Source organism: Bacillus sp. NMCC46, assembly GCF_002998465.1.
Lineage (GTDB): Bacteria > Bacillota > Bacilli > Bacillales > Bacillaceae > Bacillus.
This window is the reverse complement of the sequence record NZ_PVQZ01000003.1, coordinates 371045-397159: the sequence shown is the minus strand read 5'-3', so window position 1 is coordinate 397159 and position 26115 is coordinate 371045. Positions and strand designations below refer to the sequence as shown.

General features: G+C 40.8%; 30 protein-coding genes. 13 read left to right on the top strand and 17 right to left on the bottom strand.

Going from position 1 to position 26115, the window contains the following annotated elements; translation table 11 throughout:
• Positions 1-132 precede the first annotated feature (132 nt).
• The 4 genes from C6Y01_RS11560 (at position 133) to C6Y01_RS11545 (ending at position 5180) form a co-directional block, all read left to right on the top strand.
• Positions 133-1668, top strand: coding sequence for an ABC transporter ATP-binding protein (locus C6Y01_RS11560; RefSeq protein ID WP_034659811.1), 1536 nt, complete (start codon positions 133-135; stop codon positions 1666-1668).
• On the top strand, positions 1661-2707 hold the full coding sequence (locus C6Y01_RS11555) for an ABC transporter permease (protein ID WP_003212654.1): 1047 nt from the start codon (positions 1661-1663) through the stop codon (positions 2705-2707). The genes C6Y01_RS11560 and C6Y01_RS11555 overlap by 8 nt, the downstream gene beginning before the upstream one ends.
• Entirely contained in the window at positions 2708-3667 is a 960-nt protein-coding gene (locus tag C6Y01_RS11550; RefSeq protein ID WP_106038226.1) for an ABC transporter permease, read from the top strand.
• A 175-nt stretch (positions 3668-3842) separates the two neighbouring features.
• Positions 3843-5180, top strand: coding sequence for a 2-hydroxycarboxylate transporter family protein (locus C6Y01_RS11545; RefSeq protein ID WP_003213451.1), 1338 nt, complete (start codon positions 3843-3845; stop codon positions 5178-5180).
• Positions 5181-5252: 72 nt separating this feature from the next.
• Here C6Y01_RS11545 and C6Y01_RS11540 read toward each other — a convergent pair whose 3' ends face one another.
• On the bottom strand, positions 5253-5462 hold the full coding sequence (locus tag C6Y01_RS11540) for a hypothetical protein (protein WP_012011099.1): 210 nt from the start codon (positions 5460-5462) through the stop codon (positions 5253-5255).
• Between the two features lie 219 nt (positions 5463-5681).
• On the opposite strand from C6Y01_RS11540, the gene C6Y01_RS11535 reads away from it, so the two are divergent.
• From C6Y01_RS11535 to mnhG, 7 genes are read left to right on the top strand one after another with little or no spacing between them, the layout of a single operon-like run.
• Entirely contained in the window at positions 5682-8087 is a 2406-nt protein-coding gene (locus C6Y01_RS11535; RefSeq protein ID WP_106038225.1) for a Na+/H+ antiporter subunit A, read from the top strand.
• Positions 8084-8515: a Na(+)/H(+) antiporter subunit B gene (locus C6Y01_RS11530; protein WP_034317176.1), complete on the top strand. Its 432-nt coding sequence runs from the start codon at positions 8084-8086 to the stop codon at positions 8513-8515. Before C6Y01_RS11535 ends, C6Y01_RS11530 begins: the two co-directional genes overlap by 4 nt.
• Positions 8515-8856: a Na(+)/H(+) antiporter subunit C gene (locus tag C6Y01_RS11525; protein ID WP_003213576.1), complete on the top strand. Its 342-nt coding sequence runs from the start codon at positions 8515-8517 to the stop codon at positions 8854-8856. Before C6Y01_RS11530 ends, C6Y01_RS11525 begins: the two co-directional genes overlap by 1 nt.
• Positions 8849-10327 (top strand): Na+/H+ antiporter subunit D, encoded by a 1479-nt coding sequence (locus C6Y01_RS11520; RefSeq protein ID WP_106038224.1) that lies wholly within the window; start codon positions 8849-8851, stop codon positions 10325-10327. The genes C6Y01_RS11525 and C6Y01_RS11520 overlap by 8 nt, the downstream gene beginning before the upstream one ends.
• Before the next feature lie 6 nt (positions 10328-10333).
• Complete coding sequence (locus C6Y01_RS11515) at positions 10334-10813, top strand: Na+/H+ antiporter subunit E (protein ID WP_034659819.1); 480 nt, start codon at positions 10334-10336, stop codon at positions 10811-10813.
• Positions 10813-11094: a Na(+)/H(+) antiporter subunit F1 gene (locus C6Y01_RS11510; RefSeq protein ID WP_008345849.1), complete on the top strand. Its 282-nt coding sequence runs from the start codon at positions 10813-10815 to the stop codon at positions 11092-11094. Before C6Y01_RS11515 ends, C6Y01_RS11510 begins: the two co-directional genes overlap by 1 nt.
• Positions 11078-11452, top strand: a complete 375-nt coding sequence (mnhG, locus tag C6Y01_RS11505; RefSeq protein ID WP_003213369.1) for a monovalent cation/H(+) antiporter subunit G — start codon at positions 11078-11080, stop codon at positions 11450-11452. Before C6Y01_RS11510 ends, mnhG begins: the two co-directional genes overlap by 17 nt.
• Positions 11453-11558: 106 nt before the next feature.
• On the opposite strand, the gene C6Y01_RS11500 is transcribed toward mnhG, so the two are convergent.
• The 6 genes from C6Y01_RS11500 to degQ all read right to left on the bottom strand — a co-directional run bounded on the left by C6Y01_RS11500 (position 11559) and on the right by degQ (position 16433).
• A complete protein-coding gene (locus C6Y01_RS11500) occupies positions 11559-11948 on the bottom strand; it encodes a hotdog fold thioesterase (RefSeq protein WP_034659822.1) in 390 nt (129 codons plus the stop codon).
• A gap of 23 nt (positions 11949-11971) precedes the next feature.
• Positions 11972-12613 carry a two-component system response regulator ComA gene (comA, locus tag C6Y01_RS11495; RefSeq protein ID WP_058013793.1) on the bottom strand — a complete coding sequence of 214 codons (642 nt, stop codon included), beginning with the start codon at positions 12611-12613 and terminating at the stop codon, positions 11972-11974.
• A gap of 80 nt (positions 12614-12693) precedes the next feature.
• Positions 12694-15006 carry an ATP-binding protein gene (locus C6Y01_RS11490; RefSeq protein WP_095285837.1) on the bottom strand — a complete coding sequence of 771 codons (2313 nt, stop codon included), beginning with the start codon at positions 15004-15006 and terminating at the stop codon, positions 12694-12696.
• A gap of 56 nt (positions 15007-15062) precedes the next feature.
• Positions 15063-15230 carry a competence pheromone ComX gene (gene comX, locus C6Y01_RS11485; protein WP_081311380.1) on the bottom strand — a complete coding sequence of 56 codons (168 nt, stop codon included), beginning with the start codon at positions 15228-15230 and terminating at the stop codon, positions 15063-15065.
• Positions 15227-16141 (bottom strand): polyprenyl synthetase family protein, encoded by a 915-nt coding sequence (locus tag C6Y01_RS11480; RefSeq protein ID WP_034659828.1) that lies wholly within the window; start codon positions 16139-16141, stop codon positions 15227-15229. Before C6Y01_RS11480 ends, comX begins: the two co-directional genes overlap by 4 nt.
• Positions 16142-16292: 151 nt before the next feature.
• Positions 16293-16433 carry a degradation enzyme regulation protein DegQ gene (gene degQ / locus C6Y01_RS11475; protein WP_003213123.1) on the bottom strand — a complete coding sequence of 47 codons (141 nt, stop codon included), beginning with the start codon at positions 16431-16433 and terminating at the stop codon, positions 16293-16295.
• 505 nt (positions 16434-16938) lie between these two features.
• Here degQ and C6Y01_RS11470 point away from each other — a divergent pair.
• Complete coding sequence (locus tag C6Y01_RS11470; RefSeq protein WP_095285836.1) at positions 16939-17292, top strand: YuzC family spore coat inner layer protein; 354 nt, start codon at positions 16939-16941, stop codon at positions 17290-17292.
• A 33-nt stretch (positions 17293-17325) separates the two neighbouring features.
• Here the strand turns inward: C6Y01_RS11470 and C6Y01_RS11465 are convergent, their stop codons facing one another.
• The 9 genes from C6Y01_RS11465 to C6Y01_RS11425 form a co-directional block, all read right to left on the bottom strand.
• Positions 17326-18552 (bottom strand): EAL and HDOD domain-containing protein, encoded by a 1227-nt coding sequence (locus C6Y01_RS11465; protein ID WP_106036552.1) that lies wholly within the window; start codon positions 18550-18552, stop codon positions 17326-17328.
• A gap of 138 nt (positions 18553-18690) precedes the next feature.
• Complete coding sequence (locus C6Y01_RS11460; protein ID WP_034659831.1) at positions 18691-20160, bottom strand: nicotinate phosphoribosyltransferase; 1470 nt, start codon at positions 20158-20160, stop codon at positions 18691-18693.
• 17 nt (positions 20161-20177) lie between these two features.
• Complete coding sequence (locus C6Y01_RS11455) at positions 20178-20729, bottom strand: cysteine hydrolase family protein (protein WP_095285834.1); 552 nt, start codon at positions 20727-20729, stop codon at positions 20178-20180.
• Positions 20730-20789: 60 nt separating this feature from the next.
• A complete protein-coding gene (locus C6Y01_RS11450; protein WP_034659833.1) occupies positions 20790-21197 on the bottom strand; it encodes a YueI family protein in 408 nt (135 codons plus the stop codon).
• 27 nt (positions 21198-21224) lie between these two features.
• Positions 21225-21473, bottom strand: coding sequence for a YueH family protein (locus C6Y01_RS11445; protein ID WP_034660684.1), 249 nt, complete (start codon positions 21471-21473; stop codon positions 21225-21227).
• Positions 21474-21569: 96 nt separating this feature from the next.
• The gene (locus C6Y01_RS11440) at positions 21570-21791 is read right to left on the bottom strand and encodes a spore germination protein (RefSeq protein WP_095285833.1); all 222 of its coding nucleotides are present in this window, start codon (positions 21789-21791) and stop codon (positions 21570-21572) included.
• Between the two features lie 98 nt (positions 21792-21889).
• Positions 21890-22111, bottom strand: a complete 222-nt coding sequence (locus C6Y01_RS11435; RefSeq protein ID WP_034659837.1) for a spore germination protein — start codon at positions 22109-22111, stop codon at positions 21890-21892.
• A 66-nt stretch (positions 22112-22177) separates the two neighbouring features.
• Positions 22178-23281 carry an AI-2E family transporter gene (locus C6Y01_RS11430; RefSeq protein WP_034659839.1) on the bottom strand — a complete coding sequence of 368 codons (1104 nt, stop codon included), beginning with the start codon at positions 23279-23281 and terminating at the stop codon, positions 22178-22180.
• 185 nt (positions 23282-23466) lie between these two features.
• Entirely contained in the window at positions 23467-23703 is a 237-nt protein-coding gene (locus C6Y01_RS11425) for a YuzF family protein (RefSeq protein ID WP_003213721.1), read from the bottom strand.
• 182 nt (positions 23704-23885) lie between these two features.
• On the opposite strand from C6Y01_RS11425, the gene C6Y01_RS11420 reads away from it, so the two are divergent.
• Positions 23886-25370 carry an esterase/lipase family protein gene (locus tag C6Y01_RS11420; protein ID WP_106038223.1) on the top strand — a complete coding sequence of 495 codons (1485 nt, stop codon included), beginning with the start codon at positions 23886-23888 and terminating at the stop codon, positions 25368-25370.
• Here C6Y01_RS11420 and C6Y01_RS11415 read toward each other — a convergent pair.
• The gene (locus C6Y01_RS11415) at positions 25367-25900 is read right to left on the bottom strand and encodes an HD domain-containing protein (protein WP_060597222.1); all 534 of its coding nucleotides are present in this window, start codon (positions 25898-25900) and stop codon (positions 25367-25369) included. The two genes, C6Y01_RS11420 and C6Y01_RS11415, sit on opposite strands and share 4 nt — an antisense overlap.
• Between the last annotated feature and the right edge of the window lie 215 nt (positions 25901-26115).

The following is a 26115-nucleotide window of genomic DNA, read 5'->3' as shown; positions in this document are numbered from 1 at the left end:
TCCCCTTGCCTCTCCTTTACCTCCTCTTTATTCGTAAAAGGTGGTAAAAGAAAAGCTGCAGCCTCGTTTTGCAGCTTTTCTTTTGCTAGTTTTTATCTTCATCAGCACCCTAAAAAAGGAGCGGTTAAACCTGTGGATTATGTCATTGAAATGTTGAATATACGCAAAGAATTCCCTGGCATTGTAGCAAACGACAACATTACGCTGCAGCTGAAAAAGGGCGAAATTCATGCGCTGCTTGGTGAAAACGGCGCTGGAAAATCAACACTTATGAACGTGCTTTTCGGTCTTTACCAGCCTGAAAAAGGTGAAATCAAGGTTCACGGAAAACCTGTAACCATTTCTAGCCCAAATGATGCAAGTGATTTAGGCATCGGTATGGTGCATCAACACTTTATGCTTGTCGATACATTCACCGTCGCTGAAAACATCATCTTAGGAAAAGAGCCTAAGAAGTTTGGAAAGATCGACAAAGAACAAGCCATACAGCAAGTACAAGAGCTTTCTGACCGCTATGGTTTAAAAATAGACCCTGCCGCAAAAGTATCTGACATCTCTGTCGGCATGCAGCAGCGTGCAGAAATCTTAAAAACACTTTACCGCGGCGCTGACATTTTGATCTTCGACGAACCAACAGCCGTCTTAACACCTCAAGAAATCAAAGAACTCATACAAATTATGAAAAACTTAATCAATGAAGGCAAATCCATTATTTTAATTACCCATAAGCTGAAAGAAATTATGGATGCCTGTCACCGTGTGACCATTATCCGAAAAGGCCAAGGCATTCGTACACTTGATGTGGAAAGCACAAATAAAGATGAACTTGCGAGCCTCATGGTCGGTCGTGAAGTTTCATTTAAAACAGACAAAAAAGACGCCTCCCCTGCTGAGGAAGTGCTTCAAATTCAAGACCTTACGGTAAAAGACGCGCGAGGAATTGAGGCAGTCAAACATCTCAACCTCTCAGTGAAGGCTGGCGAAATTGTCGGAATTGCTGGAGTAGACGGCAATGGTCAATCTGAATTAATTGAAGCCATTACTGGTCTAAAAAAATCAGAGTCTGGCACGATCATGCTAAACGGGAAAGCCATTCAAAACCTTCCGCCTCGGAAGGTGACCGAATCTGGAATTGGACATATTCCTCAAGACCGTCATAAACACGGACTGGTGCTTGATTTTTCAATTGGAGAAAATATTTCCTTACAAACGTATTATCAGCGCCCATACTCAAAATTTGGCTTGATGAATATGAAAAATATTTACCAAAAAGCAAAACGAATCATTGCTGAGTATGACGTAAGAACACCGAGTGAATATACAGAGGCACGCGCCCTGTCAGGCGGGAACCAGCAAAAAGCCATTATTGGCCGAGAAGTTGACCGCAATCCTGATTTATTAATTGCCGCTCAGCCGACACGAGGACTTGATGTTGGTGCAATTGAATTTGTTCATAAGCGTCTGATTGAGCAAAGGGACTCAGGGAAAGCCGTCCTGCTCATCTCCTTTGAGCTTGATGAAATTATCAATGTCAGTGATAAGATCGCTGTTATTTTCGAAGGCAGCATTATTGCCATCGTTGATCCAAAAGAAACAACAGAGCAAGAGCTTGGTCTATTAATGGCTGGAAGTACGCAACAGGAAGTGGGGAACGAAGCAAATGTCTAATCGCTTAACAAATCTGCTAATTCCGCTTATAGCCATTGTACTTGGTCTTTTTGTTGGGGCCATTATTATGCTGGCAAGCGGTTATAGTGTCATCGAAGGCTATGGCGCCCTTTGGAATGGCGTCTTCGGTGAAACCTATTATATGGGAGAAACCATCAGACAAGTTACACCTTACATTTTATCAGGACTTGCTGTTGCTTTTGCATTTCGGACTGGTCTCTTTAATATCGGTGTAGAAGGTCAAATGCTGATTGGCTGGGTAGCTGCTGTATGGATCGGTACAACTGTCCATGCACCTATGTATATCCATCTGCCGCTTGCCCTCATCACCGCAGCTGCTGCTGGTGCATTATGGGGCTTTATTCCTGGGTTTTTAAAGGCTCGTTTTTATGTTCATGAAGTGATTGTCACGATCATGATGAACTACATTGCCCTTCATGTTACAAATTATCTGATCTCAAATGTCTTAACAAATAATAAAGATAAAACAGAAAAAATCGATGCCACTGCCTCGCTTCGCTCTGGTTTCTTTGAACAAATCACCGATTTCTCCCGGATGCATAATGGTATTTTTGTTGCCATTATTGCTGCGGTCGTGATGTGGGTCATTATTCAAAAAACCTCTAAAGGCTTTGAATTGCGGGCTGTTGGAATGAACCAGCAGGCCTCCCATTATGCCGGTATGAACGTTCGCCGCAATATCATTTATGCGATGCTCATTTCAGGTGCTTTTGCAGGTCTTGCAGGCGCAATGGAAGGTCTTGGTACATTTGAATATGCTTCAATTAAAGGCTCTTTTACCGGTGTAGGTTTTGATGGAATCGCCGTCGCTTTATTAGGTGGAAATACTGCTGTTGGTGTTGTTCTTGCTGCGCTGCTGCTTGGTGGATTGAAGGTCGGTGCTTTAAATATGCCGCTTGAATCTGGCGTACCGACTGAGGTCGTTGATATTGTCATAGCGATCATTATTCTTTTCGTCGCCTCAAGCTATATTATCCGTCTTGTGATGAACCAAATGAAGAAAAAGGGGGGAAAATAAGTGGGATTTCTGCAAATTCTTGAAATCATCGTCCCAGCAACACTTGTCTATGCTGCACCACTTATTTTAACCGCTCTTGGAGGCGTCTTTTCAGAAAGATCAGGTGTTGTGAATATCGGTCTTGAAGGTTTGATGGTCGTCGGAGCATTTTCTAGTATTATCTTTAACTTATTTTATGCTGATACGTTTGGGGCCTTGACCCCGTGGCTTGGGCTCCTCGTCGGTATGGCAATTGGCGGATTGTTCTCTTTGATTCATGCAGTTGCGACCATTACATTCCGGGCTGATCAAACGGTCAGTGGTGTTGCTATTAACATGCTGGCACTTGGCGCTACACTGTTTGTCGTGAAACTCATTTACGGGAAAGCACAAACAGATAAAATTACAGAGCCTTTCTATAAAGGTGATATTCCCCTTTTAAGTGACATTCCGATAATTGGCGATATATTCTTTAAAGATGTTTATTATACGTCCATACTGGCATTAGCGCTTGCGGTTGTTGCTTGGTTTGTTTTATTTAAAATGCCGTTTGGTCTTCGTCTTCGTGCAGTCGGAGAACATCCAATGGCTGCTGATACAATGGGAATCACAGTGTACCGGATGCGCTATATCGGCGTCTTTATTAGTGGACTGTTTGGTGGTCTTGGCGGAGCTGTTTATGCGTCGACCATCGCACTTGATTTCTCACATGCTACCATTACTGGACAAGGCTTCATCGCACTAGCTGCGCTTGTCTTCGGTAAATGGCACCCATTCGGCGCAATGGGCGCTGCTTTATTCTTTGGATTTGCTCAAAGTTTAAGCATCATTGGCTCTCTCCTGCCGCTCTTCCAAGATATACCGAACGTGTATATGCTCATTGCACCATATGTGCTTACCATCCTAGCGCTCACTGGCTTCATCGGCCGGGCAGATGCACCGAAAGCACTTGGGACCCCTTATTTAAAAGGAAAACGATAAATACGATGTATGATCAATCCCCTGAAGGATAAACTACCTTCAGGGGATTTTTGTATGATAAAAACATAAAAACTCCTGTTTATTTTACTTTTATTACACTTAATTTAGTTTAATAAATAGATGAGTGTCACAGAATCTTCTACAATTGAGACAAATAGCATTTGGGGGTGTTTATGTGGCTAATACACAACAATTGAAATCGATTACAGACGATTCTGACAATAATAAAAGCGTTTTCCGTAAGATCATGTCTTGGAAAATTGGTGTTATTGACTTACCTGTGTATTTAGTACTTGCAGCGATTATTTTAACTGCCGCTTATTTTAATAAAATTCCAGCAAATATGCTTGGTGGTTTCGCTGTTATTATGATTTTGGGGATTTTCCTTGGAGATATAGGACAACGTATTCCGATCTTAAAAGATATTGGTGGACCGGCGATTCTTTCTTTATTCGTACCATCGTTCCTGGTCTTTTTTCATGTTCTGAATCCGAACTCGTTGGAAGCGGTTACGTCTCTTATGAAAACGTCGAACTTCCTTTACTTCTATATTTCTGCTCTTGTAGTAGGTAGTATTCTTGGGATGCAGCGAACTGTATTAGTACAAGGCCTTATTCGTATGTTTGTTCCTCTTGTTGCAGGTACAATTGCAGCTGTGACTGCTGGAATTCTTGTTGGTCTTTTAGTTGGTTACACACCGCATCATTCGTTCTTTTTTATTATTGTTCCGATTATTGCCGGTGGTGTTGGTGAAGGAATTTTGCCATTATCTATTGCTTATTCACAAATTCTTGGTGTATCAGCAGAGTCATTAATTTCTCAATTAATTCCTGCTGCCGTCATTGGAAACGTCATTGCCATTATCTGTGCTGGCGCAATGAAGAAGCTTGGTGAAAAACGTCCTGAACTAAACGGGAATGGCCGTCTTGTAAAATCAAAAGAGGCAAATGAAATTTTTGAACAGCCTGATATGGATCCAAAAGTTGATTTCGGGTTAATGGGTGCTGGTGTACTCGTTGCTTGTACAACGTTCATTTTTGGTGGTTTGTTAGAAAGCTTTGTTCATATTCCAGGTCCAATCTTAATGATTGTTCTTGCCGCTTTAATCAAATACTTAAACGTGATGCCTCAGCATCTGCAAGATGGCTCACAGCAGTTCTACAAGTTTGTATCAAGAAGCTTTACATGGCCGCTTATGGTCGGTCTAGGGATTCTATACATTCCACTTGATGATGTTGCAACAGTGATTTCTATTCCATTTGTTTGTGTATGTATCGCTGTCGTTCTTGGAATGGTTGGTTCAGGTTACTTCGTTGGGAAATTGATGAACATGTACCCAGTAGAATCTGCGATTGTGACAGGCTGTCACAGCGGACTTGGCGGTACTGGTGACGTTGCGATCCTTTCAGCTTCTGGAAGAATGGGTCTGATGCCTTTCGCACAAGTATCTACACGTCTTGGCGGAGCAGCAACTGTGATCTGCGCAACAATCTTACTTAGAATGTTTACTTAATCAAACAATAAAAAGCATGGGCTCTATTACGGGCACATGCTTTTTTTATATTTCTTTTCTCCTATAAGGGTTTTATTCTTCGGCAGAGACCACGCGTATATATTCTCTTGGCTGGAATGGATATTGTCTTGCCTCTTGATAGGTCATATAGAGAAGATGTTCTGAAAACAACGGCCATTCACTTTCCGCCTGCCACCTTTTTTGATCATTTCGTTCTATGAAGAATGCTCCTCCTAAAATCGTGCAGAATATGCTTAAGCTGATGCCCGCTTTTAGTTTCATGTAATCAGCTCCTTTAAGAAAAGCATGTACGAAATACAAAACAATATACAATGAGTTTCATTTTTGATAAAATATTTTTTGTGGTCAAAAGAACTCAAAACAAATACAGTTTGCTGTAAATCAGTTCAAACCAATGCACTATGTCTGTATTTACGCTATAATTTTATTTACCAGTTCTTTAGAACGTGAATTTATATTGATTGAAGGAGGTTTATTTTCTTGCAGCTTATTCACTTCGCCATCCTATCGCCTTTTTTGCTTGCGTTTGTTGTGCCTTTTCTTTTTAAATACGTAAAGCGTATACATACAGGGTGGTTTGTTCTTATCTTGCCTATTCTATTATTTAGCTATTTTGTCCAGATGATTACGATGACATCAAATGGACGAACGTTATTTTCACAGGTCGAATGGATTCCTTCTCTAGGAATGAATTTCACTGTGTATGTAGACGGTCTTAGTTTGTTATTTGCGCTATTGATTACAGGTATTGGCGCACTTGTCGTCTTGTACAGTATTTTCTACTTATCAAAAGAAAAAGAACAGCTTGGCTCTTTCTATACGTATTTGTTAATGTTTATGACCGCTATGCTCGGTGTCGTTCTATCTGACAACATGGTGGTTCTTTACTTGTTTTGGGAGCTGACGAGTATTTCTTCCTTCCTCTTAATTGGGTATTGGTATAAGCGGGAACGCTCTAGATATGGAGCAACCAAATCACTGCTGATTACCGTTTTTGGCGGATTAGCTATGCTCGGTGGTTTTATCCTCCTCTATTTGATTACTGATTCATTTAGTATTCGTGAAGCAGTCAATCAGCTTCAGCTCATTATGGCATCACCTTACTTTATCCCTGCCATGATTCTGATCTTACTTGGTGCCTTTACGAAATCAGCGCAGTTCCCATTTTATATCTGGCTGCCTGATGCAATGGAAGCACCTACCCCTGTGAGCAGTTATCTGCATTCTGCTACGATGGTGAAAGCTGGTATTTATCTTGTTGCCCGCTTCAGTCCAATCTTTGCTATTTCAGAGGTGTGGTTTTGGACCATATCCATCGTTGGACTTGTGACATTATTTTGGGGATCATTCCACGCCGTTCGTCAAAACGATTTAAAAGCCATTCTTGCCTTTTCTACCGTTAGTCAGCTCGGGATGATTATGCTTATGCTGGGTGTAGGAGCAGCTGCAATCCATGAAAACAACTCCGCCTTTTTCGGCGCGGCCGTTCTCGCTGCGATCTTCCATTTAATTAATCATGCCACGTTTAAAGGCAGTCTCTTTATGGCGGCTGGTATCATTGATCACGAAACAGGCACTCGTGACATTCGGAAATTAGGCGGTTTAATGACCATCATGCCGATTACCTTTACGATTACGTTAATCGGTACATTCTCAATGGCTGGACTCCCGCCATTTAACGGCTTCTTAAGTAAAGAGCTGTTTTTCACAAGTATGCTACGTATTTCTGAGATTAACTTTACAGATATTTCGACATGGGGCGCTATTTTCCCAGCGATTGCTTGGCTCGCTAGTGTTTTTACGTTCATTTACAGTATGATGCTTCTCTTTAAAACATTTAGAGGCAATCTTCAGTTAGATCAATTAGAAAAAAAGCCGCATGAAGCACCGATTGGTATGCTCATCCCGCCAATTATCCTTGCTGCACTTGTGGTCACCTTTTTCTTCTTCCCAAATATTCTAGCTTATTCTGTCATTGAACCTGCGATTGCAGCCATTATTCCCGATGCGATTGATCCAGGAAAACGGTTTGTTGTCAAAATTGAAGCATGGCACGGCTTTCAGCCAGAGCTTTATATGACAATAGGTGTTGTAGCTTTAGGGATTATCGGATATTTGACGTTGTCGAAATGGCGTCCAATGTACAACATATTTAAGGAAAAATGGTCATTTAACACTTTATACGATCGTTCTCTAATCGGTTTAGAAAAAGGCTCCAATCGCCTGACGAACAGTTATATGACCGGTTTCCTTCGTGATTACCTTGTCTATGTGTTTGGGTTCATGATTATCGTGCTTGGGAGTGTCATGTTTTATCAGAATGCCTTCTCATTTAATATGGAGCATGCTGCTCCAATCGGCACGTACGAGGTCATTCTGTCATTAGTGATGATAGCAGCAACCCTCACGACTGTGTTTGCTCGTTCTCGCTTAACAGCCATTATCGGGCTAGGTGTCATGGGGTATACGCTGTCACTATTTTTTGTTATTTTCAGGGCACCTGACCTTGCCCTCACCCAGTTAATTATTGAAACAATTTCTGTGGCACTGTTTTTACTTTGCTTCTATCACTTGCCAAAGCTGAGCATGAAGCAAAAAACAAGGAAATTTAAAATGACCAATCTCATTATTTCAGTAGGTGTTGGTGTCATTGTGACATGCCTTGCTTTCGCTTCAACAAGCAATCAGTCACTTGATACGATTGCGTCTTACTTTATTGAAAACAGCTACAAGCTTGCAGGCGGAGACAACATTGTCAATGTCATCCTTGTTGATTTTAGGGGCTTTGATACACTCTTTGAAATTACCGTACTTGCCATTGCGGCACTCGGTATTTATGGATTATTAAAGGCACAAGGAAAACGGAAGAGAGGCGTGCGGCGATGAGGAAGATTGATACGAATGATATGCTCTTACAAGTCACAACAAAAATCACAGCATTCATCATCCTGCTTTTTTCCCTTCACTTATTTCTTGCGGGACATAACAATCCTGGCGGGGGGTTCATTGGCGGCCTGATGAGTGCTGGGGCTGTCGTTCTTCTGCTTTTAGCCTATGATCTGAAAACAGTGAGACGTATTCTGCCCTTTAACTTTATTTATGTTGCAGCGACCGGGCTGCTCGTCGCGATCCTGACGGGTATGGGATCATTTCTATTCGGTGCACCTTTTCTATCCCATGCATTTGATTATTTCCAACTGCCGTTTTTAGGGAAAACAGAACTGGCGACAGCCGTACTGTTTGATATCGGTGTGTATTTGGTTGTTGTCGGTGTCACCATGACCATTATTCAAACGATTGGAGAGAAGGAATAATGGAATTTCTAATGTCTATTATCGTCGGTATAATTTTTATGGCGGCGACCTATTTAATGCTTTCAAAAAGCCTTCTGCGGGTCATCGTCGGTACTGCTGTTTTGAGTCACGGCGTCCATTTGCTTCTTTTAACAATGGGCGGCTTAAAAAAAGGAGCTCCTCCTATTTTAAAAGAGGGGCTCACATCCTATGTAGATCCATTACCACAAGCATTAATTTTAACAGCCATTGTCATTGCTTTTGGTGTGACATCCTTTTTACTTGTCATGGCCTTCCGTGCCTTCCAAGAGCTGCGAACAGATGACATGGATCAAATGAGAGGAAATGATCAGCATGAATAATCTCGTGATCCTGCCTATTTTAATTCCATTATTAGCTGCTACACTATTGATCTTTATGAATAAGAACATCATGCTGTCAAGAGGCTTTAGTGTGTTTGCTTCGCTCTCAGCCATTGTCTGTAATGTGTATTTAGTCCAAACCATTTTTACAAATGGGATTCAAACCCTCTATTTAGGAGGCTGGAAAGCACCATTTGGGATTGCCCTTGTGGCCGATCAGTTTGCTGCGCTCCTTGTGCTGACCGCTTCCGTCGTTGGGCTAGTGACAGTTCTTTTCTCCTTTCAAACGATTGGGAAGGAAAAGGAGCGGCTGTTCTATTACTCTGGCGTGCAGTTTTTGTTAGCTGGCGTAAGTGGGGCCTTTTTAACAGGCGATATTTTCAACCTGTTTGTATTTTTTGAGTTACTGCTAATGGCGTCTTACATGCTCATTGTGTTAGGCGGTTCAAAGCCTCAGCTTCGTGAATCACTCAAATACATTGTGTTTAACATCATCTCATCGGCTTTATTTATCGTCGGCGTCGCTTGTTTATATGCAGTCACTGGTACACTGAATATGGCTGATTTAAGTGTGAAGATCGCTGAATCAGGGCAAACAGGATTAATCACTGTCATTTCCATTCTGTTCCTCATTGTATTTGGCTTAAAAGCTGGGATCTTCCCGCTTTATTTCTGGCTGCCAGGATCATATCATGCACCGCCAGCGGCTATTTCTGCTCTATTTGGCGCACTGCTGACAAAGGTTGGCTTATATGCGATTGCCAGAGTCTTTACGTTAATTTTTATACATGATACAGGGTTTACACATACACTCATGGCTTGGTTTGCCGCTCTAACAGTGATATTCGGTGTGATTGGCTCTATTGCTTATTCTGATGTGCAAAAGATCGTGATCTATAACATTGTCACAGCCGTGGGGGTCATTTTGTTTGGGATTGCAGCCAATACACCTGCCTCACTCCAAGGGGCCATTTATTATCTCATTCATGACATGGTGATTAAAGGCGCTTTATTTATGCTGGCAGGTGCACTCTTCGTGTACGCTGGCACAAACCACTTGAAAAAGATGGGCGGGCTGATTCAATCTCAGCCTTTACTAGGGTGGATGTTTTTCATTTCGGCTTTATCACTGGCAGGAATTCCGCCGCTGAGTGGTTTTGTTGGAAAGCTAAAGATTGTAGAAGGTGGTTTTTCTGCTGGACTCATGACCTTTTCTATCCTTGTCTTACTGTCCAGCCTTCTTGTCCTTTATTCGATTATGAGAATCTTCATGCTCGCATTTTGGGGCGAGGAACAAGATATGCGAAGAAGGAAACCGTCGATTAAAGGAATGGTGTACCCTGGCGTACTGCTTGTGATCTTGTCGCTTGCCATTGGGTTAGGGACAGAGTTCATTGCCCCTTATATCAATCAAGCAGCGGAAATGCTATCAACACCAGAAAAATATATTCAAGCTGTGCTGAAGGAGTAGATGAACATGGCCTTTCAAATATTACTAAACGCTCTCCTCGCCTTTACATGGATGTTTATGAATGATACTTACAGAGCCGCAGACTTTGTATCAGGCTTTGTACTAGGGATGGTCGCCATTTTTATGTTTCGGCGATTTTTCCCGCAGCGTTTTTACGGCTATGCCCTTTTTGCGATTTTCAAGCTCGTATTGATTTTTATTCGGGAGCTGCTTCTTGCCAATTTAAGTGTATTAAAGACCGTATTATCTCCAAAGCTCACAATTAAGCCCGGTATTTTCGCCTTTCGTACGGACTTGAAAACGGATTGGGAAATCACCATACTGGCTAACATGATTACATTGACACCAGGTACACTCGTCATTGATATTTCTGATGATCGTTCAATTTTGTACATTCATGCGATGGATATTGAAGATGCAGAAAAAGCCATTCACGATATCCGGGTTTCATTTGAAAAAGCGATTCAGGAGGTGAGTGGTAAGTAATGGAGCTCATATTACAAATGTCACTTGGCATTCTTGCACTGTCCACCCTTCTTTTTGTTATACGGGTTATCAAAGGTCCCTCTATTCCTGATCGTGTAAGTGCACTTGATGCGATAGGAATCAATTTAATTGGGATGACAGCCATCGTTTCCATTTTGCTGAAAACGACAACGTTCTTTGAAATTATTTTACTGCTCGGTATCCTTGCCTTTATCGGCACTGTCGCTTTTTCCAAATTCCTTGAGAAAGGGGAAGTGATTGAAAATGATCGTCATCGCTAAAGCTATTGTCATTTTCTTTATCCTGCTTGGCGCCATCCTTTGTCTCATTTCAGCCATTGGCGTTCTTCGCCTGCCAGATGTTTATACACGAATGCATGCTGCATCAAAAGCATCGACACTTGGTGTTGTCCTCATATTAGTTGGGGTATTCTTTCACGAATGGTTTCTTGCAGGCATTATTTCTGCGAAGATTCTACTTGGGATTGTCTTTATCTTTTTAACAGCTCCGGTCGGTGCACACTTGATCGGAAGAGCCGCCTACAATACTGGAGTCAAGATGGACAAACGAAGTGTACAAGATGATTATGGTGGTTTTCGTAACTTCGTGATTAAACGAAAAGAAGACTCGTACTTATAAACCGAAAGAAGGACCTCACATGTGAGGTCCTTCTTTTATTTCTATAAAAAAACATTTTATGGATCAATCCAACCTAAAAAAAGCTTCCGCTGCACCGGGAGCTTTTTTATATGCGATCAATGACAGCAAGTGTGCATCTTGACGTACAGATGTGCCGGTCCCGATCATCTTTAATATCAATTTGAAATACCATTGTACGGCGCCCTACATGTACAGGAACAGCCGTCGCTGTCACTACTCCATCACGTACAGATTTTAAATGATTGGCATTGATTTCAATCCCTGAGCAAACTTGCTGAGTTAAGTCTAAATGAGCCGCAGCCCCCATGCTTGCCACTGTTTCTGCTAGAGCAGCAGATGCTCCTCCGTGCAGCAGTCCAAATGGCTGTTTTGTTCTGTGATCGACTGGCATTGTCGCCACGCATCGTGACTTATTACACTCTACAATCTCAATCCCAAGTGCCTCAAGCAGTGTATTTGATCCACTCACTTCCATCAGGGTTCTCTCCCTTCACACTTTTACAGCACACTTTCAGATTTTGCAATTAACACCGCTTCGGTTCGAGAGCCAACATTCAGCTTATTAAAGATGGACGTCAAGCTGTATTCAATCGAGCGTTTGCTCAAATGAAGCACATCGGCAATCTCTTGGTTCGTGTATCCTTTTTCCACTTCTCTGAGGATCAAACACTCTCGCTCTGTTAACAGCTCATGATCGGTCTGCTGCGCCTGTTCTGGCTTTTCTTGCTGCTGTGAAATTAATTTCTTTAAATAGGATAGCTGAATGACAACTTCTCCTTGCAATGTGCGGTGTATGTATTCAATAATTTTGTCTTTTGTCTCTGTTTTACTAATTGCACCGTGCAATCCAGCCCGAATGGCCTCTTCAAAATAATCATCTACTTCATACCCTGTATAAATGATAATTTTCACTTGCTGGTTGGTTTCTAGAATTTGTTTCGCAATGTCCATTCCATTGATATCCCCGAGATTTAAATCCATCAAAATCACATCATAGATGGAAAAGTCATGCGTCTTTAAAAAGGCGGCTTCTGCATCAGGACTTAAACAATCGACTGATAGCTGCTGATCTGATTCTAATATGCTTTTTGTCCCTTCCATGACAGCCGGATGATCATCAATGACCAATATCTTCTTCATGTCTTCCTCCCTTTAAATCACTCACTTCCATTTTATATAAAAGACTTGGCAGATGCCAAGTCTTATTCCTTAATAAATCGTTACAATTCCATTTCAATTTTCACCTTCAGTCCTTTTTCTGGGGCTGTGTGAATGTGAAGCTTCCCATTTAACGCCTTGACTCGTTCTCTGATTCCCGAGAGGCCCATGCTCATGGTGTGCTGATCAAGATGGCTTGCATCAAAACCGACTCCATCATCCTCGTAGTGAAGAACAACCTGATCTTTAATACAAATCAGCATCACTAACACTTGAGTGGCTTGGGAGTGCTTCAGGGCATTGGATAACAGCTCCTGAACAATTCGGTAAATATTCAGCTGTGAATCAATATCAATGTCCAGTTCTTTATCAAAGCGTGTTGTATTCAGCCGGATATGAAACGGTGCTTCCTCCTGAATTTGAGAAGTCAGCTTCGACATCGCCTTGACTAAACCTAAATCGTACAGCAGCTGCGGCCGAAGTTCATGACATGTTTCTCTCGTGGTTTGAATCACCTTAGACATTTGTTCATTCCATGAGATAAGCGATTGTTCAATAGACGTTGGGCATTGATCGTTTTGGAAATTCGTTAAAAACATCTCTGACTGTCTTTTCAGCGATATCAAATCCTGCAGCACGGAATCATGAAGATCCCTCGCTAAATCGGAGCGCTGTTTTTCTTCCATCGCAAACATGACTTTTTTCAGCCAAGCAGGATTCGCTTCACGCTGCTTCAAATCTTCAAGATGCTCCATCAATTCTTCGATCTTGACGACATTTTCTAAACTGACACTTGTATAAAAAGCCAATGTTTTCAGCCAAGAAATCTCATCACGCGTCAATTTCGGTGTCTGTAAATTGGATAAACAGCAAATCATAAACGAGTGACCGCCCCGCTCGCCAATTTTCATCATAAACCCTTTATCAAGCTCAATGATTTTCCCGACTTCCCCTAAAATATCCTGAAATTGATCCACATACTCTTTCCATAGATTGCTATCACCTGAAGATTCATCAATCTCTTCAATCTGTCCATCTGGCTTCACTTCAAGCACAAAGGCTTTATTAACAACAAGCACTTCTAAAATGGTGTATTTCAAATGATACAGCACTTGATGAAGTGATGACGCCTCACGAATAAGCTGCGTAAATTTAAACACGCTGTCCTGGTAATTATGCTTCTCTGAAAAACGCTTCAGACGAAAACGGAAATCTAGAATTTCTTTGAAATAGAAAACAGCCAGCATGAGCGCGTAGGTGATTAATGCGAGCTTCAGTGTGTACTTCAAATCTTCTGGTTTTTGCAGAATATAAAACGTGACAACAACAAAAATGGTCGGTGTGATGGCTAGAAAGCCATAGTACCTCAGTCTGCTAATCAAAAAATCCATATTGTAAAGTTTGTTCGTCATGAATTGGTAGACGAGAGAAAAAGGAATTAACAAAACGATTGATGTCAGAATAAAAGGATCAATCAAATACTTATCAAAAAACACATAGGGAATAACAAAAAAGAGAATGAATGGACTGAACGACAAAACATTCATAATGGCAAAAAACTTTAAAACTGAACCATGTGCTGTTTTTTTATATTTCTTCATTCCTCTGACTATTAAATAAAGAGCTACTAAAACTGTTCCGAAAAAAAACAGCAAACTGATACTAGGAACATATTTTCTCAATTCAGATGACACCGAAACCCCGCTATGTACGGCAAGGTTAAAAATAGGGATCAAATATAAGTACCTGATGAGCTTTGGATTCGTTAAATGCACATCAAATTCCTTGAAATATTGATAGATAAAATGAATATATAAGATAGACACACTTGATAAACACAATAAGAGAACATAATGGCTAAATCTATCACCAATTCCTGACGTACCTGCACTCAGATACCCAATACAAATTGACAATAAGAATAAAATTAATAAAAATGCAGATTTTCGTTGCGGTTCTTTGTTAATTTTAATAATAAAAAAGATACAGAATAAGCATATTGAATATAGAAGAAGAGGGATTAAATAGACAAATAAGCTTTCGCGACCAATCAACGTCTTATTTTTAAGTGATATGATTTGGTTGCCTCTTTGTATATCAATTCTTTGTACATTTCTAAGCTTACCATTGATCATGTGGTCTTGAATTAAATTAGATTGTCCGTTTATCTTTAGTATAATATCTCCTTCTTTTAACCCCGACGAATAAGCTAAAGAAAGATATTCAACGTCAACAACTTCCGTTTGACCGTTTTCATTCTTTTCTACACGTGCACCATTAAAAATATCAAATACATAGATATATGAAATATAGATCACAAATAAAAAAGATAAAAATACAAGAAACGTGGACAATTTTGTATAGGTAAGCTTCATTTTTAAAACATCCTTAAGAAAGATCATTAAATCATCATACAGGTTTGAACTTTAAATTAATACTCCCAGATGTATTTTGCATTCATGTATTCTTTTTTTACCCCCTGTATAATGGCTGCAGTTGTTTGTGCATCAGCATGAATTAAGCTTGCATTTCCAGATATCAATTCATCGACCACACCTGGGTTTTTTATTAGATATGCAATGATATTTTGAATGTTCAATCATTGCCCTCCTTTGTCATAAATGCATACAATTGTTCCTTATTTGTTTTAGGTAAATCAAGTTGTTCAATCCCTTGCCTCATTTTTAACAGCATAATCTCTCTCATTGATACCATGTACTGAGTCAAACCAGCTTCAAGTAATTTCTGCTTCAGCTGAAATGACTTTTGTTCTGACTCATCTAAACGACCGGAAAAGAACGTAAGAAGCTCTTGACTGGCATCGTTAAAACCTCTTTGTAAATAGCTAAATGCCAGCGTTTGTTTTTTTAGAAAATCTCCGTTTGTTTTCGAAAATAACGCAAAAAAATCGTTACTGATCTGTTCAGCAACACCATAACATATTGAATATGATTCCACAGTTGAGTTGATTTTTCTCGTCGCTAAATAAACACCCAGTACACTAGAAAGAGCTGTTAATGATCCTGATTTTTTCCTTAACACCTCTACACACTCTTCTTCTGTTTCATGCATATGACGCAAATCCTCATGTTGTCCTTCCATTGACCATTTGATGAGTTGGAACAGTTTCTCAATTAGTTGAGAATCATTTTCACCTATTGATATGATGAATTGGGTACTCAGCGTATACAAATACGTAGAAGCATTGATGGCCACTCCTTGGTCGACGTTCATCCAAGGATACGAATCATTGTCCTGATCTTCAATATCATCTAATATATCGGCTGATAAGATGAGAAGTTCAATCCCTGCTGACAATTGTGTAATCGCTTGCTTGTCTTGTCCGCCAAATGCCTCATAATGCTTGTAAGCCAATTGCCCAAAGGGAAATTCATTCTTTCTATCTGTAAATTCTAGAAGCAGTTGTTGTAAATCCTTCTGCCTGACTGCATGTTGAATAAAATCAGACATATTCTGCTTGATTTTTGTATTCTCTAGATAGTTTAGCATACTCGCTCTTGTACCTCACCCTTCCGCCTTTTATTTTACTAAAAAGACATGAGCAAATGTCCACTGACATCACTATTTAACAATTATATAATAATATATCCTTTTTTTGTATGTATTTGGATAAAAAAAAGACTTGATGATTATCAAGTCTTTAAGAAATTTTCACATATTCATATTTGTCGTATTGATCAATGCTTTTGTTAATGTTATGAAGAGAAGCCGTTGTTTCTCTAATTTCGTTTTCAAGTTTCCATAATAATTGTTTAAGTTCTTCGATTTCATACTTTTCCATCGATTCCACTCTCCTTTTTTGGAAGATCAATGTATTTGTGTATGGTGATTGGGTCATAAGTATTTGATCTGCTACTAACAGTGTAAATGTAATTGAGTATTTTTTCACCGAAAAGTATGCACAAAATGTGTGCGTGATACCGCAAAATTCAATAGGTCTTTTTTCATCATTTTCTGACTTTTCAAATCATACTTTTATCTCAATTTCAAAGGAACTGCGTCATTTTTGCGACAAGAATAGGCATCATTCGTCACACTTTTCTCACATCAGAACGTATGATCCCTTCCATATCCTCGGTTTTGCGTGTTATAGGTCAGACGACAGACCCTATTGTGGACACCGCAATTTTTTGGCGACATTCACCGAAATTGACCGCAAAAGTACCTATTTTTATGTTGGATTTATAAAGATAGAAAGATCATTTTGATTCTTTATTCTGATTTTCTACATACATTTAAAACAGATATCCGTCCAATTTCACGTCAATGAGAGAAGAGGTGACCATATGTTTTACTATGTTCCTTATCCTGCTTTGCAGGTCCCCGCAATGAGCCATGCATCCCCGCGCACACCTATGACTTTTCCTCCAGTAGATGCCCACTCGTTTCAACGAGCCGCAAAAGAATCAGCCCGACTTGTTGCTGATGCTTCACTCATTACACAGCAGATTTCCAGCTCGCTTTCATTTGCACAGCGCATCATGGAGGCTGCTGAGCGCTCTGATTCGACAAGTGTCATCCGAATGCTGAAGCAAATCGGTGTGAAAAGTGGCATTGACATCCGCTTTAGTCCAGAAGGCATTCGTATCTACTTGTCTCTCGCCTCTAGCAGACTTTTTCTTCTTTTACAGTGGGCATAACAAAAAAAGCCGCTCTGACGTGAGCGGCTTTTCTTAAGATTCAAACATTTTATGACACCATTCAATGGCTTCTATATAACAGCCGTAGGCTTCTTGCTTCGGGAGTTCCCCATTTAACATCTCATCATCCCATTCATTTCGTTCAATCCGTTTGGCTACATCTAGCACAAATGAATAATCATTTTCATAGCCAAGCAGTGCCTCGCCAACTTCATCAGAAAGCGGCAGCTCTTTCACAAGTTCTGTAATATCTGCCCTGACAAGCGTATCAATGAGAGAAAACATACCTGTCAGCATATAAGAGGCTGGGTGCTCTCGTTCAGTACGACTCGCAATCAGTTCACACGTTTTCGCCCGAATGAATGACATTTTGATAATTTCTTTTTGGCTTGAGTTGGCTTGGACATTCAGTTCTTTAAATGAAAGAATAAAGATCCAGCGCCGAATTTCATTAAACCCAAGCAGGATAATCGCCTGCCGGATACTTTTGATTTGATAAAGACGTCTCATGCCGCCTGAATTCAGCATTTTTAATAATTGATATGACAGCGAAAGGTCACTTTCAATAAAATGGGTCACGACCTGGATATTCGGCTGTTCCTTGCTCAGCTCATTTAAGAGCTGGTGGTACGCATGGAAGCTGGTCGATAATGCTCGTCCTGATATGACACGAGGCTCGCTAAAGAAATACCCTTGAAACAAATGGAAGCCGGCTTCTAGCGCTTCTTCATACTCTCTTCGCGTTTCCACCTTTTCTGCAAGGAAGCGAAGTCGATATTTTTTATACGTATGTAGAATATTTCTTCGTTCTTCCGATGTGGTCTTCAGAAAGTCAATTTTTAAAATATCAATGCAATAGAGGAGTTCGTCAAGCAACTTGTCACTAAAATGTGTTCCGCTTAGAAAAAAATCATCAAGTGCAATCGTATATCCCCATTTTTTTAACTGCTTACATCTCATAATAAGTGCCGGGGTAATCGGTACATTTTCTAATATCTCGATCACAAGCTGATGCGGATCAAAATAGGTGAGCAGATCAGACGAAAGTAAGCTTTCGGTGAAATTAATGTAGCATCGTTTGCCCTCTGTCAATGTTTCGATACCGATATTTAAAAAGCTATTTATAATGAGGTCCGTTGTCGCTTGGTCACCGTCTTCAGCGCTATATGTATTGGTTTCACTATCTCTATAAAGCAGCTCATATGATACGACTTGTTCTTTTCTGTTAAAAATAGGCTGTCTCGCAACAAACACCCTCAACTGCTCCAATCCTCCTTTATGCAATGACAAACAAGATGTGCTTTCAGTATACCAAATGATTGTGCTTATGGTTCACTTTGAATCGGTCAAAAAATAAAAAAAGAGATCACCCGGCTTGATGATCTCCTTTTCTTCCAATTAGCTTTCATAAAGCTCTTTTTTAATTTTATTTTTCACGTCATGGATAAACTGCATCTTGTTATCCCAGCATTTTTGACTCAAATCGACTGGATATTCTTCTGGTTTGCTGATTCGTTTATATTCCTCCCAGAAAAGTCCGAGGCTATCCTGCACATAGGCTTGAATCGTTTGAATATCCGGATTGTCATATACAAGTTTTCCTTGTTCGAAAATAGGGACATGAAGATCCTTAGCCACAAAGTTTGTAACAAATTTGCTGATAAATGTATGCACAGGGTGGAACATTTTCAGTTTATCCTCACTATGAACATCTTCCTCTTCGAGCGCAATGTAGTCACCCTCAGAATGATGATTCAATTGATTGATGATGCGGTACACACGTTTACGTCCTGGTGTTGTCACTTTCTCTGGGTTAGACGAAATTTTAATGGTATCGTTCATTTTTCCATTTTCTTCAATAGATACGAGTTTATACACTGCACCAAGAGCTGGCTGATCAAATGCTGTGATCAGCTTTGTCCCAACACCCCACACATCAATTTTGGCACCCTGTGCTTTTAAATTCATGATGGTATGTTCATCAAGATCGCTCGATGCAATGACTTTTGCATCATGGAATCCTGCATCATCCAGCATCGTTCTAGCTTTTTTAGACAAGTATGCAAGGTCACCGCTATCAAGTCTGACACCAATAAAGTTGATTTTGTCTCCGAATTCTTTCGCTACCTTAATGGCATTCGGAATACCGGATCTCACGGTATCATACGTATCGACTAAAAAGACACAGTCTGTATGGGTTTCAGCATATTTTTTAAATGCCGTATATTCATCGCGGTATGCTTGTACAAGCGCATGGGCATGAGTTCCTGACACTGGAATGTTGAAGCGCTTCCCAGCACGAACATTACTTGTCGCCTGGAAGCCGCCGATGAGTGCCGCTCTTGCTCCCCACATCGCTGCATCCATTTCATGCGCACGTCTTGTTCCGAATTCTAGTGCTGTCTCATCTTCAATGATTCCTTTAATCCGAGCCGCCTTTGTTGCGATCAGTGTTTGGAAATTCACGATATTCAGCAAGGCTGTTTCGATTAGCTGCGCTTCTACAAGCGTTGCCTCGATGCGCATAATCGGTTCATTTGCAAAGACAATTTCGCCTTCCCGCATTGAATGAAGTGTTCCTGTAAAGGACAACCCGCTTAAATAATCAATGAAATCGCTTTTATAACCGAGTTCATCTTTTAAATACGCTAGATCACTTTCGGTGAAGGAGAAGTCCGATAAATATTCAATCGCTTTCTCTAAACCAGCAAATACAGCGAAGCCATTGTCAAATGGAAGCTTTCTGAAGAAGAGTTCAAAAACTGCCTTCTTCTCATGAATGCCGTCTCTCCAATACGTTTCTGCCATGTTAATTTGATAAAGATCTGTATGTAGTGATAAACTGTCGTCAATAAACCGATGCTCCAACTTCCATTCTCCTTCCCTTACTTAACCACTTTCGCACCAAGCGACTGCTCAAAGTGAGAAAGTGCCCACTCGTGCCCCGCTTCATTAAAACTCGCTACAGCATTCTGGTGAATCACAAGTTCGAAGCCTTTATTGTACGCATCAACAGCTGTATGAAGTACACAAATATCGGTACATACGCCGGCTAAATGAAGTTCAGTGATGCCGCGTTCGCGCAGTTTCATTTCTAATTGAGTGCCTGCAAAAGCAGAGTATCTTGTTTTTTCCATATAGTAGACATGTTTTAAATGTTTTGACGTGTGAAATAGTGAACTTAGTTTGCCATAAAGTTCAATTCCCTTTGTCCCGCGAATATTATGGGGCGGAAATAACTTTGTCTCTGGATGATAAGGGTCTTGCTCTTCATGATGATCGACTGCAAAGACGACAAAGTGTCCTTCATCAATAAACGAAGAAGTGATCTCTGTGATCTTAGGCTCAATCGCCTGTCCAGGCTTTCCGCATGTCAATTTTCCATCGTCTGCAACAAAATCAACGGTATAATCAATACAAACCAATGCTTTGCCCATCCGCATCTCTCCCATATGCTCTTTTGACTCATTATAGCCTATTCATTTCACTAGGGAAACCTATTCAACAGATTCGTGAGAAAAAGCCTTCTGAAACAGCTCATCTTCTATATAGATGTGCTCTTGATTGACCGCATTTGATAGCTCTATCACAAGACCAAAAGGAGAATGCGCCTCATAATGATTCACCACTTTAAAGGAACATCCAGCGGCATTAGCCATTTTCACATATTGAGAATAAGATGCATAGGACAACTCACCATTTAAAAGAACAGTGGCCTGACGGTTGGACTTTAATACTTGTTCGACCTCTTGATACGGTTTATTTCGTAATACCTGTCCCTTTGTCAGGGCGAGAAGCGCTCGTTCCCTTAATGAACCGAGAAACATTCTTCGTTCATCGGGTTTTGTTTCAGCATGTCCAAATATTCCTTGCTGCAAATAAAAGTCTACGGATTCTTCTTTCATCGCTGTTTTCACTCCTGGTTTTAAAATTTACATTTCTGTGACCCAGTGCACAATCTTTAGTGCAAGCTCACGGGCTTCGTCTGTTTCTGCTCTTTCCATTAAGGATTGCTCGAGCGTATGGATCAGCTGCTCTTTTTCGTCCTCGTACGCAATGGATATACTCCATTCAATGTCAGGTACGGCAACAAGCGTTTTATATTCTTTTTTATTTTCATGTAAATATACATTGTAGGTCTTTGGTTGCCGGCTTGTGATGTGTGCTTTTCTAATTTTCATTTGACTCTGTTCACACCTCTTTTTTCTTCTTACATCCATATCCATTGTACCATAAAAAAAGACAGCTTCTGAAAAGGAAATCCCTTTCAAAGCTGGCTACGCATTGAAGCTCTTTTGCTGACTAATAAGATTTAAATCCCAAACAAATGTGACGTTTGGACTGTTAAAAAATTGGACGAGGTCCCCTGCATGATAGGTACCTGAACCACCGGCGGAGTAATCAACACTTTTTGGCGAAATGGGAAAAACACCGCCGAAATGTGCCGCCCCATTTCCGTACACACGATCTATATGAATAGGTCCAACAATCGCTGGCATTGTCCACCACCTTTTCTATCCACATCATTTGCCCAGCTCAACAATACGTGTATCACAAATAAAAAAAGACAGCTGATATTTGATCACCAGCTGTCTTTCTATGCATTAAATGATTGAGGCTGGTCAAACAATGTGAAGTCCCAAAGCATCGTCGCATTAGGATCACTTGTAAGAGACATATAATCACCTGAATTAAAGGCTCCCGCCCCGCCAGTGGAGTGGTTTACAGCCAAAGGGGCAATGGCCAGTACATCACCGAAAGTAGCTGCACCGTTTCCTCCTAATGACTCGATATGAATAGGTCCAACGATTGCAGGCATCAGAATCTCCCCCTATCTGCTTATGTCAACCATCTTATGCAAAAAGGGAAAAGTTGTGCATCTGCCCTATACGTTTAAATGCTGTTCTTTACGAGACCGCTGACGCAGCTGAACCAATCTGACAATATTTAGGGTGATCGCTTTGAGCAGTGCATAGACAGGGACTGCAAAGATCATGCCAAGGATTCCCCCAAAGCTTCCTGCACCAATTAACAGCAGGATAATGGTCAAAGGGTGTGTGTTAAGGCGTTTCCCAATGATCAATGGAGAAATGACATTTCCGTCAATTTGCTGAACGACAAGAATCACAATCACTGTCACCACTGCTTTTCCAGGCGAATCAAGAAAGGCAATCAGCACAGCTGGTGCCGCGCCAAGATATGGTCCAAGGTACGGAATCACATTTGTGACCGCAATGATAATGCCAAGAATAAGCGCATATTTCACACCAATTAATAAGTATCCGATAAAACAAGCCACTCCAACAAATAAACAGACAACAATCTGCCCCTGTATGTAAGCCGCAAGTGTGTCGTTTAATTCTTTAAAAATCTTCAATCCTTCCTTACGGTAAGGCATTGGCAAAAATTGAACGAGCTTGTCCGGAAACTTATGCCCGTCTTTCAGCATATAAAACAAAATGAACGGAACTGTGATGACGGCTAAGGCGATATTGGCAATCACGCCAAACACAGCAGACATACTTGAAGCGATATTTTCCGGCAAATCTTTTAATGTCGAAACGATCGTCTGTTCAAATTTTGAGACAGACACATAATCTTGGTTCATCATCCAAGTAAATGTTTTAGAATGCGAAAAGTCATTGATAAACTTCTGCATGTCCGTCACATAACCAGGGAAGCTTTTGACAAGTCCACCGACCTGCGAGACAATCACCGGTCCAGCAGCATTGACGATGAACGTGATGAGTCCAATGAACAAGAGATAAATGATCAGGATAGCGAGTGTCCTAGGAATTTTCTTGGACAAAAATCGAACAATTGGATTAAAGATGAAAAAGAGAATACCCGCCAGTAAGATGGGGACAAACAGTGTTGATGCAAATAAAATAATCGGCTGAAATAAAAACGAAACCTTTGTTGATACATAGACAATGAGTAAAACAAGTAATATTTGGAATGTCCAAAAATGAACTTTAGATTTTAACAAAGATGCTCCTCCTGTTACGTATTGATCTTATTAAAAAACTACTATTCAACCCACCTTCTGTCAACTGCTTCTTGTTTTAGAACCTCATTTTTTGAAAAAAAAAGAACAATTGGTATATCATGCACTTTTTCCAGATATACATTCTATAAGCATGAAAAAAAAGCAGACATCTATGCGTCTGCTTGTTACACTCTTTCACTGTGATCAGGCATCACCGACACGATTTGCTGGATCCGCACATAAAAAACTGATTTCGCCCCCGCTTCAATCACAATATGATCCGGCATAACTTCCTTCAATTTCCCACGCACCGTATCTTTCACTGTTTGCACAATTAATCTCATACCGACCACTTTCTGCAATGTTTGATAAACATATGGATCAACTAATGAAACAAGCTGTGGACTTCCTTGTTGTGCCATCCTACCTGCCCCTTTACTTGTGTATTTACCCACAGCGTATGCATGAACCCATGTGAATGTCACTCAGGGCAAACCCACAACATTAATACCATATTTTTACAAATAGTGCGTTTTTACATTTTTTAGAAGTATAATAGATTGGTGCTGCCAACAATTTAAATCATTCGAAGAGGTGAATTGTCTTGAAAAAACTCATCTGTATTGTTGCTGTCATGCTCTTTCTATCCTCTGCAAGTTATGCGTATGCAGGCACAATTGGAGATCCACCTGGGACGCCGGGGAAGTGGTTTAAAGGAGAAGAGCCCGTTCAAAAAGACGAATCAAAACCACCACTTGTTTTTGTTCATGGCATTAACAGCTCCTCCTCCACTTGGTCCGATCGAAACGATATGGCAAAGCAGGCTGTTCTGAACGGATACGAAAGCGCATTCATAGATTTGCATCCAGATCAGGACATGAAAAAGAACGGCAAACTATTAGCAGAAAAGCTCAAAGAAATCTATGATGCGTTTGATAGAAAACTCATTGTGATTGGTCATAGTAAAGGCGGGGTCGATACACAGTCCGCACTGGTGTATTTCAAAGCCCATCCCTATGTGGAAAAGGTCATTACTCTCGGCTCTCCTCATAACGGGACACCGCTTGCGGATCTAGCGTATAGCAAGGGCGGAAGCTGGCTCGCGCAAATTCTTGGACAAAAAAGCGACGCGCTTTATTCTTTGCAAACCGGTCTGATGGCGGCTTTTCGAAGTGAAACCGACCAGCTGGAGGCGTTTCCCAATAAATATGTCACCTACTCTGGCTCGGAATGGGGAACATTTGGCGGTGTGCTGTATTTAGGCGGCATGTATTTAAAGAGCTTTGGTGCAAATGATGGCGCCGTCACGGTAAACAGCACAAGACTATCGTATGCAAACAATATTTTAACAGGAAAATGGGATCATCATTCAATCAAAAACGGCACAAGTATGTTTCCTGTGTTCCAGCATCAGCTTCTGGCAAATGTCGCAAGCGCTGAAAATGAAAATAAAGAGGAACAAGAGCCCGTTTCTGCTGAGCTGAATACAGATGTTTATGTGAAAGGTGGAGAAAGTGAAAAGGATAAAACAGAAGCGTTCTATGTAGAGGAAGGAACGAATGGCTTATCGATTCAGTGGTTAAATGAAAGGCAGGAGACGCGGCCAGAAATCATCGCCCCAAATGGAGACGTCTTAACAAACCTTAAGACATCGGAAGCATCTTTCCCATATGAAGGCGCATATTCACACCATGTGCAAATCAATAAGCCCGTTCCTGGAAAATGGACGATTCGATCGAATTCAGGAAAAAAGGCTCCTTATCTGCTGCTTGTATCCTTTGATTCACCATTAAATGAAGAAATTAAAGCAGCTGCATCGAAGTCAGGGGATGCATCAACCCATTCAAGCGGTCTGATTAAACGGTTAAGCAAATCAGTGGAAACCAATTACTTTAAAGATGCACAAAAGGATCATCCACTGAAAACAAGTACCTCATCAGCCATTCAATTGAAAAAAGAAGGTGCTTATTCCGTCACGGTGCATTACACCGGACTCACTACGTCAGGAACATCTGCGTTTAACCGTACCGTTATTCGCACGTTGTATGTCGATCAGCACGGAACGATTCATGGAGACATTCCATACTAAACAGAGCGTTTCATGGGCTGGAGTGCCTGCTGCACTTTCTGATCCAAATCGGCAATCTTTTTCATTGCCAATGATTCGTCTATTTGTCTGTAATGGTGGTGTCCGCCAGGCTCTTCATCCATTTCATCTGCTTTCTTCACAATTTGCTGGAGTGTGTCCTTATGGAGGTCGCCCTCTGGCAAATATGAATCCGTATGAAGCAGAATCGCAAGTGCAATATCTTTGGCTGCTTTTGGTTCCTCCCCGAGCCGTATGAGCAGTTTGTGTGCCCGCTCTGCACCTTTAATGGCATGAATATCATTTCTTCTATATGTCTCGTAATCCCATTCTCCGCCGGCTGTATACCATTCATAGTGGCCGATATCATGCAAGAGTGCTGCTTTCACAGCCAGATCTGGGTTAATTCCCGCCTGCATCGCCAGCTTGAATGCGTGATAAGCACAAGCAATCGCATGGGCTTTTCCTGAACGATTTAAATACTTTTGAGCAACTGGATGGGTGTAAACATCCATTAATGTAACCTTTCTCATGGAAACCCCTCCTTATCTATATTTTTAGCATCCTAACATATTCTGAAAAGAAACTCAAATGTTCTGTTATATTTTCTATGAGTCTCAAGATTAGCTTATGTCAAATCAGCTGGTTTTGCTTGTACAAGACGAAAAAAAGCAGTCGTGATGACTGCTTTTTTCTTCTTTACAGTGTGATATGAAAACCCTTGAAGTCTAGCTGGCGCGGAGCGAAT

Bases quoted from the DNA above. Each gene is read 5' to 3' on its own strand.
- C6Y01_RS11555 (WP_003212654.1), top strand. From the start codon at position 1,661: ATGTCTAATCGCTTAACAAATCTGCTAATTCCGCTTATAGCCATTGTA.
- C6Y01_RS11540 (WP_012011099.1), bottom strand. From the start codon at position 5,462: ATGAAACTAAAAGCGGGCATCAGCTTAAGCATATTCTGCACGATTTTA.
- C6Y01_RS11530 (WP_034317176.1), top strand. From the start codon at position 8,084: ATGAGGAAGATTGATACGAATGATATGCTCTTACAAGTCACAACAAAA.
- C6Y01_RS11525 (WP_003213576.1), top strand. From the start codon at position 8,515: ATGGAATTTCTAATGTCTATTATCGTCGGTATAATTTTTATGGCGGCG.
- C6Y01_RS11520 (WP_106038224.1), top strand. From the start codon at position 8,849: ATGAATAATCTCGTGATCCTGCCTATTTTAATTCCATTATTAGCTGCT.
- C6Y01_RS11515 (WP_034659819.1), top strand. From the start codon at position 10,334: ATGGCCTTTCAAATATTACTAAACGCTCTCCTCGCCTTTACATGGATG.
- C6Y01_RS11510 (WP_008345849.1), top strand. From the start codon at position 10,813: ATGGAGCTCATATTACAAATGTCACTTGGCATTCTTGCACTGTCCACC.
- mnhG (WP_003213369.1), top strand. From the start codon at position 11,078: ATGATCGTCATCGCTAAAGCTATTGTCATTTTCTTTATCCTGCTTGGC.
- C6Y01_RS11500 (WP_034659822.1), bottom strand. From the start codon at position 11,948: ATGGAAGTGAGTGGATCAAATACACTGCTTGAGGCACTTGGGATTGAG.
- comA (WP_058013793.1), bottom strand. From the start codon at position 12,613: ATGAAGAAGATATTGGTCATTGATGATCATCCGGCTGTCATGGAAGGG.
- C6Y01_RS11490 (WP_095285837.1), bottom strand. From the start codon at position 15,006: ATGAAGCTTACCTATACAAAATTGTCCACGTTTCTTGTATTTTTATCT.
- C6Y01_RS11480 (WP_034659828.1), bottom strand. From the start codon at position 16,141: ATGCTAAACTATCTAGAGAATACAAAAATCAAGCAGAATATGTCTGAT.
- degQ (WP_003213123.1), bottom strand. From the start codon at position 16,433: ATGGAAAAGTATGAAATCGAAGAACTTAAACAATTATTATGGAAACTT.
- C6Y01_RS11470 (WP_095285836.1), top strand. From the start codon at position 16,939: ATGTTTTACTATGTTCCTTATCCTGCTTTGCAGGTCCCCGCAATGAGC.
- C6Y01_RS11455 (WP_095285834.1), bottom strand. From the start codon at position 20,729: ATGGGCAAAGCATTGGTTTGTATTGATTATACCGTTGATTTTGTTGCA.
- C6Y01_RS11450 (WP_034659833.1), bottom strand. From the start codon at position 21,197: ATGAAAGAAGAATCCGTAGACTTTTATTTGCAGCAAGGAATATTTGGA.
- C6Y01_RS11445 (WP_034660684.1), bottom strand. From the start codon at position 21,473: ATGAAAATTAGAAAAGCACACATCACAAGCCGGCAACCAAAGACCTAC.
- C6Y01_RS11440 (WP_095285833.1), bottom strand. From the start codon at position 21,791: ATGCCAGCGATTGTTGGACCTATTCATATAGATCGTGTGTACGGAAAT.
- C6Y01_RS11435 (WP_034659837.1), bottom strand. From the start codon at position 22,111: ATGCCTGCAATCGTTGGACCTATTCATATCGAGTCATTAGGAGGAAAC.
- C6Y01_RS11425 (WP_003213721.1), bottom strand. From the start codon at position 23,703: ATGGCACAACAAGGAAGTCCACAGCTTGTTTCATTAGTTGATCCATAT.
- C6Y01_RS11415 (WP_060597222.1), bottom strand. From the start codon at position 25,900: ATGAGAAAGGTTACATTAATGGATGTTTACACCCATCCAGTTGCTCAA.